This window comes from Pseudomonas sp. WC1 (assembly GCF_050586565.1).
GTDB lineage: Bacteria > Pseudomonadota > Gammaproteobacteria > Pseudomonadales > Pseudomonadaceae > Aquipseudomonas.
In genome coordinates, this window is sequence record NZ_JBOBDQ010000066.1 from 22871 (window position 1) to 29800 (window position 6930).

Here is a 6930-nt window from a genome sequence, read left to right on the forward strand (position 1 = left end):
TTTGAAACGGTAGAGGAAAGGGGCGCTTTGTATCAAGTCGCTACAGCGCAGACAAGTCGCTGAATGGATAGGGAATCATTTTCGTAGAAAGTGGGAACATTCCGACACGGACGAAGGAAAGTTCAGCGCCCGCCATTTACGCATGCCAAGGCAACAAAACCGGTGCCAGGCACGGCCCCACGAGGGCCATGAGCTCTGCGTGGGGCGAGCCCAGGCCCCTTCAGGCCCGAACCCCCTCCGGCAACGGCAACGCCAGCAGACGTTCATCCAGCAGCCCCAAGCCTTCCTGGAACAGCTGGTTGCTGCGCTCGGTCTCGCCAAGGCCGGCCAGAAGCCGCGCCAGCTCCGCGCAAGCCTCTGGATTGCGCTCCATGCGCAGGCTGCTCTCCAGGTAGTCACGGGCCTTGCCCCACAGGCGATTCTGCAGGCTCAGGCGCCCTAGGGTAAGCAACAGACTAGGGTCCTGCGGATGCTCCTTCAGCCAGCCTTCGGCCGTCTGCAACTGGCGCCCAGGATCATCGCCGCGCACCAGCCCATACAAGCGGGCCAGATGGCTTTCGTAGCCACGCTTGAGCGCGCCGCGCAACACCTGCTCGGCTTCACCCTGGGCGCCGATTTGGCGCAGCTGCTCGGCATAGGCCGACACCAGTTGCGGCTCCTGGCGCTGGGCGTTGGTCAACTGCTGCCAGGCGCGCTCGAGCGCCTGGCGCGCCGTCTGCGGGTCCTCGTCACGGGTCGCCGCCAGGCCCAGGTTCTGGCCCCAGGCACGCTGCTCCAGGTCGGCCAGTTCGGCCGCTGGCAGCACCTTGTGCTTGCGCAGGTCAGGCAGCAGGCGGATCAGCGCCGGCCAGTCACCACGCTCCAGGTGCAGGCGGTGCAGCAGGCGCAGCACCTGCGCATTGTGCGGATGGCGCTCCTGCATGGCCTGCAGGGCCTCCAGCGCCCCGTCGCTTTCGCCGCGGTCCATCTGCAGTTGGGCATGGGTCAGGGCGACGGCAAGCTCTGCCTGGGGTTGGCGCTCCAGGGCGCGCTCGAGCAACTGGTCACGCTCCTCGACCCGGCCCAGTTCGTTGGCGGCACGGGCGGCGCCGAGGTAGTAGAGCAGTGGCTGGCGATCGGATTCGGCGGCACGCTGCAGGTGGCGTTGGGCACTTGCCCAGCGCCCCTCGGCCAGGTCCAGCTGCCCCTGCTCGATGGCGATGCGCTTGCGGCGGCTGCGGTTGCGCCGCGACCAGGGGTTGACCACCCCGGAGGACGTCAGCACCAGCCCGACCAGGTAACGCGCCAGCAGCAACAGCAGGACGATCCCGACCAGCGCGCCCAGTGCCGCCCACAGCCCCGACTGATAGCGGAAGCCGCCGTAGGCGATCAGCACGTAGCCGCTGTGCTTGGCGATCGCGATACCCAGCGCCGCGGCAATGACGATCGCCAACACTGCCAGCAGGTAGACGCGCTTCATGGCTTGGCCCCTTCCGTGGTGGCCGGCAGGTGGCGACGCTGGATATAGGCCTGCACCGCAGCCAGGCTCTCGCTCAGGTCAGGCGTGACCACCGACACCGGCTGGTCGGCCAGCTGGTTGAGGTTGTCGAGCATCGCCTTGCTCTGCGGATTGTCCGGGTTGAAGTTGGCCAGCAACACACTGCGCGCATCGTCCAGGGCCTGGGTGTAGACCTTGGCTTCGCCATTGAGCGCCGCCCATTGTGCCTGTTCGATGGTCAGGCTCAGGGCCAGGCGCAGCTGGTTGAGCGACTGGCCGGACAGCAGCGGGCGAACGTTGTCGTCGGCATTGAACTCGATCTGGAAGTACTTGGACATTTCCGCCCACCACTGTGACCAGCGGCTGGCGCCGTCGCCATCGGCGGTCAGGGCCCCCATGGCGTCGGCCTGGCTGTCGAACTCGGGCGACTGGGCGCTGAGCTGCTGGACCATCTCACGCTGCGCGGCGAGCTTGAGGAACAGGCCGGTACGGTCCGGCTGCTGGGTGCTGGAAAGCGTCGCCAGGCTACGTGCCAACTGCTCGCGGGCAGCGAAGGCGCCCGGGTCGCTCTGCTCACGAAGAATTTCATCGGCGCCCTCGACCAACGCCTTGGCGCTAGTGATGTCCTGCAACGCCGACAGGCGCAGGGTCGCCAGGCGCAGCAAGTGCTCGGCCTCGGCCAGGCGCCATTCCTTGCGGCTTTCGCCCAGTACGGTTTCCAGGCGCTGGCTCAGGCGCTGCTGGTCGCCCTGCAGTTGCGCTACAAGGCGACGGCGATCTTCCAGTTCGCTGGCTGCCGGAAGGCTGGCCAGCTGCGCGCTGAGCTGCTGCTCGCGCTGCTGCAGCGCGTCGGCGCGCTGGTTGAGGGCTTGCAGGTGTTCGCCCTGGCCTTGTTCGCTGCCTTGCAGCTGGCGAACCTGCCAGACGCCCCAGCCGCCGACCGCGACGCCTGCGGCGCCCAGTAGCAGGGCCAGCAGCGCCAGGCCGTTGCCGGAGCGTCGGGCGGGCTTGGCGGTGGCGGATTCCGGCGCCTCGGACGCCACGGGCTGTTCGGTGTTGGACAAGACAGTTTCGCTCACGTATCCATCCTTTGCATGGTGGCGCATCGCTCTCTAGCTTAGCGCCTTAAGAGGCAGGCGCAGCGGTTCGCTGCACGGCTGCCAGCAAGGCCGCGGCGCTGGCGCCACGGCAATCCACAATATCCAGCGCCCCGAGTGCGCGGGCCTGTTCGGCGACCCGTGGGCTGGGCACGAACAGCGGCAATCGGGAAAACCGCGGCCAGTGCGCACCCGCGAGTCGATGCAAGTGTTCCAGCCCCTGCCCACTGCTGACCACCAGGCCATTGAGGCGTTCCCCATCGATGCGTCGGGCGAGGGTTCCGGCAGGGTAGTCGGGCAGGCAGCGGCGATACAATTCCAGATAATCGACACTAGCACCTTGCTCGGCAAGACGCTCAGCCAGCAGTTCACGACCTCCGACGCCGCGCACGATCAGGACGCGCGGCCTCGGTGACTCAGCAATAGCCTCGCGCAAGGCGGGCAGCCCGAGCAAGGCCTCGCTGTCGTCACCGGCCGCTGGAAAGGCCACTTGCAGCCCATGCTCCTGAAGAATTCGCGCCGTCGCCTCACCTACCGTGAACCAACCTGCGGAAGGCGGCTTCACTCCCGCCTGGGCGAGCTGCTCCAGCAGCAGGCGGGCCGCCGGCTTGCTGACCACGATGATGGCCTGAGCCCCGGCGATCGTCCGCAGGCGCTGCATCTGCGCCGGGTCCGGCGCGAGCGCCTCGATCACCAGCAAAGGCAGGCTGGCGCTGGCGATACCCGCGTCGGCCAGCGTCTGCGCCAGTGCCGCACAGTCCTCTTCAGGGCGGGTCAGCAGCAGGCGCCAGGGGCTCACGGGTGGCCGGCCTCGCCGTAGACTTCCTTGAGGATCGCCTCGGCGCCCTGCCCCAGCAGGTCTTCGGCGACCTGTATGCCCAAGGCCTCGGCATCCACGCGCGCAGCGCGGGCTTCGGCCACCAGCAAGGTGCCACCGGAGGGCTGGCCAACCAGGCCACGCAGCCACAGCTGTTCGCCTTCAAGCACCGCGTAGCAGGCGATCGGCACCTGGCAGCCACCATTGAGGCGCTTGTTCAGGGCACGCTCGGCCACCACCCGGTCAGCGGTGTCGGCATGGTGCAGCGGCGCCAGCAAGGCATGAATCTCGGTATCAGCGCTACGGCATTCGATCCCCACCGCGCCCTGGCCACCAGCCGGCAGGCTGTCATCGACACTGATGGAGGCGGTAATGCGGTCCTCGAAGCCGAGGCGGATCAGGCCGGCGGCGGCGAGGATGATGGCGTCGTATTCGCCGGCATCGAGCTTGGCCAGGCGCGTATTGACGTTGCCGCGCAGGAAGCGGATCTGAAGATCGGGCCGACGCGCCAGCAGTTGCGCCTGGCGGCGCAGGCTCGAAGTGCCGACAACACTGCCGGCCGGCAGTGCCTCGAGGCTTGCAAAGGTATTGGAAACAAAGGCATCGCGCGGGTCTTCGCGCTCGCAGATGCAGTACAGGCCCAGGCCTTCGGGGAAGTCCATGGGCACGTCTTTCATCGAATGCACGGCGATGTCGGCTTCGTTGTCGAGCAGGGCGGTTTCCAGCTCCTTGACGAACAGGCCCTTGCCGCCGATCTTCGCCAGCGGCGCGTCGAGCAGCTTGTCGCCGCGGCTGACCATGGGCACCAGGGTTACGACGAGACCTGGGTGCGCCTGCTCCAGGCGGGCTTTTACATATTCGGCCTGCCACAGGGCCAAGGCACTTTTACGGGTGGCAATGCGGATTTCGCGAGTGGACATGAAACGCCCCGAACCAGAGAAATGCCGTCGATGATAACAGCTCCTCCGGGTGTGCCCGCAGATTCAGATCAGCAAAGCGCCACGTGGGAACGGGCTTGACCCGCGATTGCGATGGTGGGCAATGCACCTTATCGCGGGGCAAGGCCGCTCTCACGCTGTCGAAGGGTATTCAGTGCAAGGACTGCATCATCTTGCGCACCCCGGCCACATGCCGACGGCTGACGGTCAGGGCATCGCCCTCTAGCCCCTTCAGGTAGAGCTGGAAATGCCCCAGCGGCGTGCGCTGCAACCGCTCGATGCGCTCACGGGCAACCAGCGCGTTGCGGTGAATACGCACAAACCGCTCGCCGAACTCGTCTTCCAGGGCCTTGAGGGGTTCGTCGAGCAGCACTTCGCCTGCCTCGTGGCGCAAGGTGACGTACTTGTGGTCGGCGATGAAATAGATGACCTGGGGAATAGGGATCAACTCGATGCCCTTGCGCGTGCGGGCACTGATATGGCTGCGTGGGCCGCCGCCGGTATCGCCTGCGGGGCGGGTCAACGCCGCCAGCTGGGCGCGGTTGGGTTTTTCAGCCCGACGCAAGGCGTCACGCAGCGCCTGGGGCTGGATGGGCTTCTCGACATGGCTCAAAGTGCTGTCCCTGAAGGCTTCGCTGCCGTATTCGTCGTCGCCGGTGCAGAACACCACCGCCGGCGGCGACTCGCGCTCGCAGAGCCGGGCGGCGACCTGCAGGCCATCGAGGCCCGGCATGCCGATGTCCAGCACCACCACGTCGGGCTTGAGGCTTTCGATCAGGGTCAGGGCCTCCTCGCCGTTGGTGGCGCTGGGCTCCATCACGGTGTAACCCTCCAGCTCGCCAAGCAGCCGGCTCAGGCGCTCGCGGGCCTGGGGTTCATCATCAACGATCAGGACATTCATAATTGCGCTGGATTCCTGAGTGAGTCTCGCACGGGTATAGCGTAGACAAGTGTGGGGCGACCGAAACGCGGTCACGCTACAGACCGGTGCGAAGGCCAAAGATTCACTGGCCTGGCAGATTCACCGCCAGCCCTTTGTCCAACTGTAGACGCTCCGTGGAACACTGCCGTTCAATCGTTGAATATGCCGCACCCCCTTGTTACCGGACGATTCTCGCGACCAGCGCCCTGCGGCGGCGGGCGCAACCCTGCTATGATCGGCGCCACTTTTCCGTTCACGCCTTCAACGAGTGAATCCATGAGCACCGACAAGACCAATCAGTCCTGGGGCGGCCGCTTCAGTGAGCCCGTCGACGCCTTCGTCGCCCGTTTCACCGCCTCGGTCGATTTCGACAAGCGCCTGTACCGCCACGACATCATGGGTTCGATCGCCCACGCCACCATGCTGGCGCAGGTCGGCGTACTCAGCGACGCCGAGCGCGACACCATCATCGATGGCCTGAAGACCATCCAGGGCGAGATCGAGGCCGGCACCTTCGACTGGCGCGTCGACCTGGAAGACGTGCACATGAACATCGAGGCGCGCCTGACCGATCGCATCGGCATCACCGGCAAGAAGCTGCACACTGGCCGCAGCCGCAACGACCAGGTGGCCACCGACATCCGCCTGTGGCTGCGTGACGAGATCGACCTGATCCTGGCCGAGATCACCCGCCTGCAAAAGGGCCTGCTGGAACAGGCCGAGCGTGAAGCCGAGACCATCATGCCCGGCTTCACCCACCTGCAGACCGCCCAGCCGGTGACCTTCGGCCACCACCTGCTGGCCTGGTTCGAAATGCTCAGCCGCGACTACGAGCGCCTGGTCGACTGCCGCAAGCGCGCCAACCGCATGCCCCTGGGCAGCGCCGCGCTGGCCGGCACCACCTACCCGATCGACCGCGAGCTGACCTGCAAGTTGCTGGGCTTCGAAGCCGTGGCCGGCAACTCGCTGGACGGCGTCTCGGACCGCGACTTCGCCATCGAATTCTGCGCCGCCGCGAGCATCGCGATGATGCACCTGTCGCGCTTCTCCGAAGAGCTGGTGCTGTGGACCAGCGCGCAGTTCCAGTTCATCGACCTGCCCGATCGCTTCTGCACCGGCAGCTCGATCATGCCGCAGAAGAAGAACCCGGACGTACCCGAGCTGGTACGTGGCAAGAGCGGCCGCGTGTTCGGCGCCCTGACCGGCCTGCTGACCCTGATGAAAGGCCAGCCGCTGGCCTACAACAAGGACAACCAGGAAGATAAAGAGCCGCTGTTCGACGCCGCCGACACCCTGCGCGACTCGCTGCGCGCCTTCGCCGACATGATCCCGGCGATCAAGCCCAAGCACGCGATCATGCGCGAAGCGGCCCTGCGCGGCTTCTCCACCGCCACGGACCTCGCCGACTACCTGGTGCGCCGCGGCCTGCCGTTCCGTGACTGCCACGAGATCGTCGGCCACGCGGTGAAGCATGGCGTCGACACCGGCAAGGACCTGGCCGAGATGAGCCTGGAAGAGCTGCGCCAGTTCAGCGACCAGATCGAGCAGGACGTGTTTGCCGTGCTGACCCTGGAAGGTTCGGTCAACGCCCGCAACCACATCGGTGGCACCGCGCCGGCCCAGGTGCGCGCGGCAGTGGCTCGCGGCCAGGCACTGCTGGCTTCGCGCTGACAACGCAC

At 66.5% G+C, this 6930-nt stretch carries 6 protein-coding genes; 1 reads left to right on the forward strand and 5 read right to left on the reverse strand.

From position 1 onward, the window contains the following. Positions 1-220 precede the first annotated feature (220 nt). The 5 genes from ACQ4OD_RS23155 to ACQ4OD_RS23175 all read right to left on the reverse strand — a co-directional run bounded on the left by ACQ4OD_RS23155 (position 221) and on the right by ACQ4OD_RS23175 (position 5230). Complete coding sequence (locus ACQ4OD_RS23155) at positions 221-1459, reverse strand: heme biosynthesis protein HemY (protein ID WP_102683517.1); 1239 nt, start codon at positions 1457-1459, stop codon at positions 221-223. Further along, a complete protein-coding gene (locus ACQ4OD_RS23160) occupies positions 1456-2556 on the reverse strand; it encodes a uroporphyrinogen-III C-methyltransferase (protein ID WP_102683518.1) in 1101 nt (366 codons plus the stop codon). The genes ACQ4OD_RS23155 and ACQ4OD_RS23160 overlap by 4 nt, the downstream gene beginning before the upstream one ends. 46 nt (positions 2557-2602) lie before the next feature. Further along, the gene (locus ACQ4OD_RS23165) at positions 2603-3373 is read right to left on the reverse strand and encodes a uroporphyrinogen-III synthase (protein WP_110697080.1); all 771 of its coding nucleotides are present in this window, start codon (positions 3371-3373) and stop codon (positions 2603-2605) included. Next, the gene (gene hemC / locus ACQ4OD_RS23170; protein ID WP_102683520.1) at positions 3370-4311 is read right to left on the reverse strand and encodes a hydroxymethylbilane synthase; all 942 of its coding nucleotides are present in this window, start codon (positions 4309-4311) and stop codon (positions 3370-3372) included. The genes ACQ4OD_RS23165 and hemC overlap by 4 nt, the downstream gene beginning before the upstream one ends. 169 nt (positions 4312-4480) lie before the next feature. After that, positions 4481-5230: a LytR/AlgR family response regulator transcription factor gene (locus tag ACQ4OD_RS23175; RefSeq protein WP_102683521.1), complete on the reverse strand. Its 750-nt coding sequence runs from the start codon at positions 5228-5230 to the stop codon at positions 4481-4483. 297 nt (positions 5231-5527) lie between these two features. Between ACQ4OD_RS23175 and argH the strand changes: the two genes are divergently transcribed. Beyond that, on the forward strand, positions 5528-6922 hold the full coding sequence (gene argH, locus ACQ4OD_RS23180; protein WP_102683522.1) for an argininosuccinate lyase: 1395 nt from the start codon (positions 5528-5530) through the stop codon (positions 6920-6922). The last annotated feature ends 8 nt before the right edge of the window (positions 6923-6930 follow it).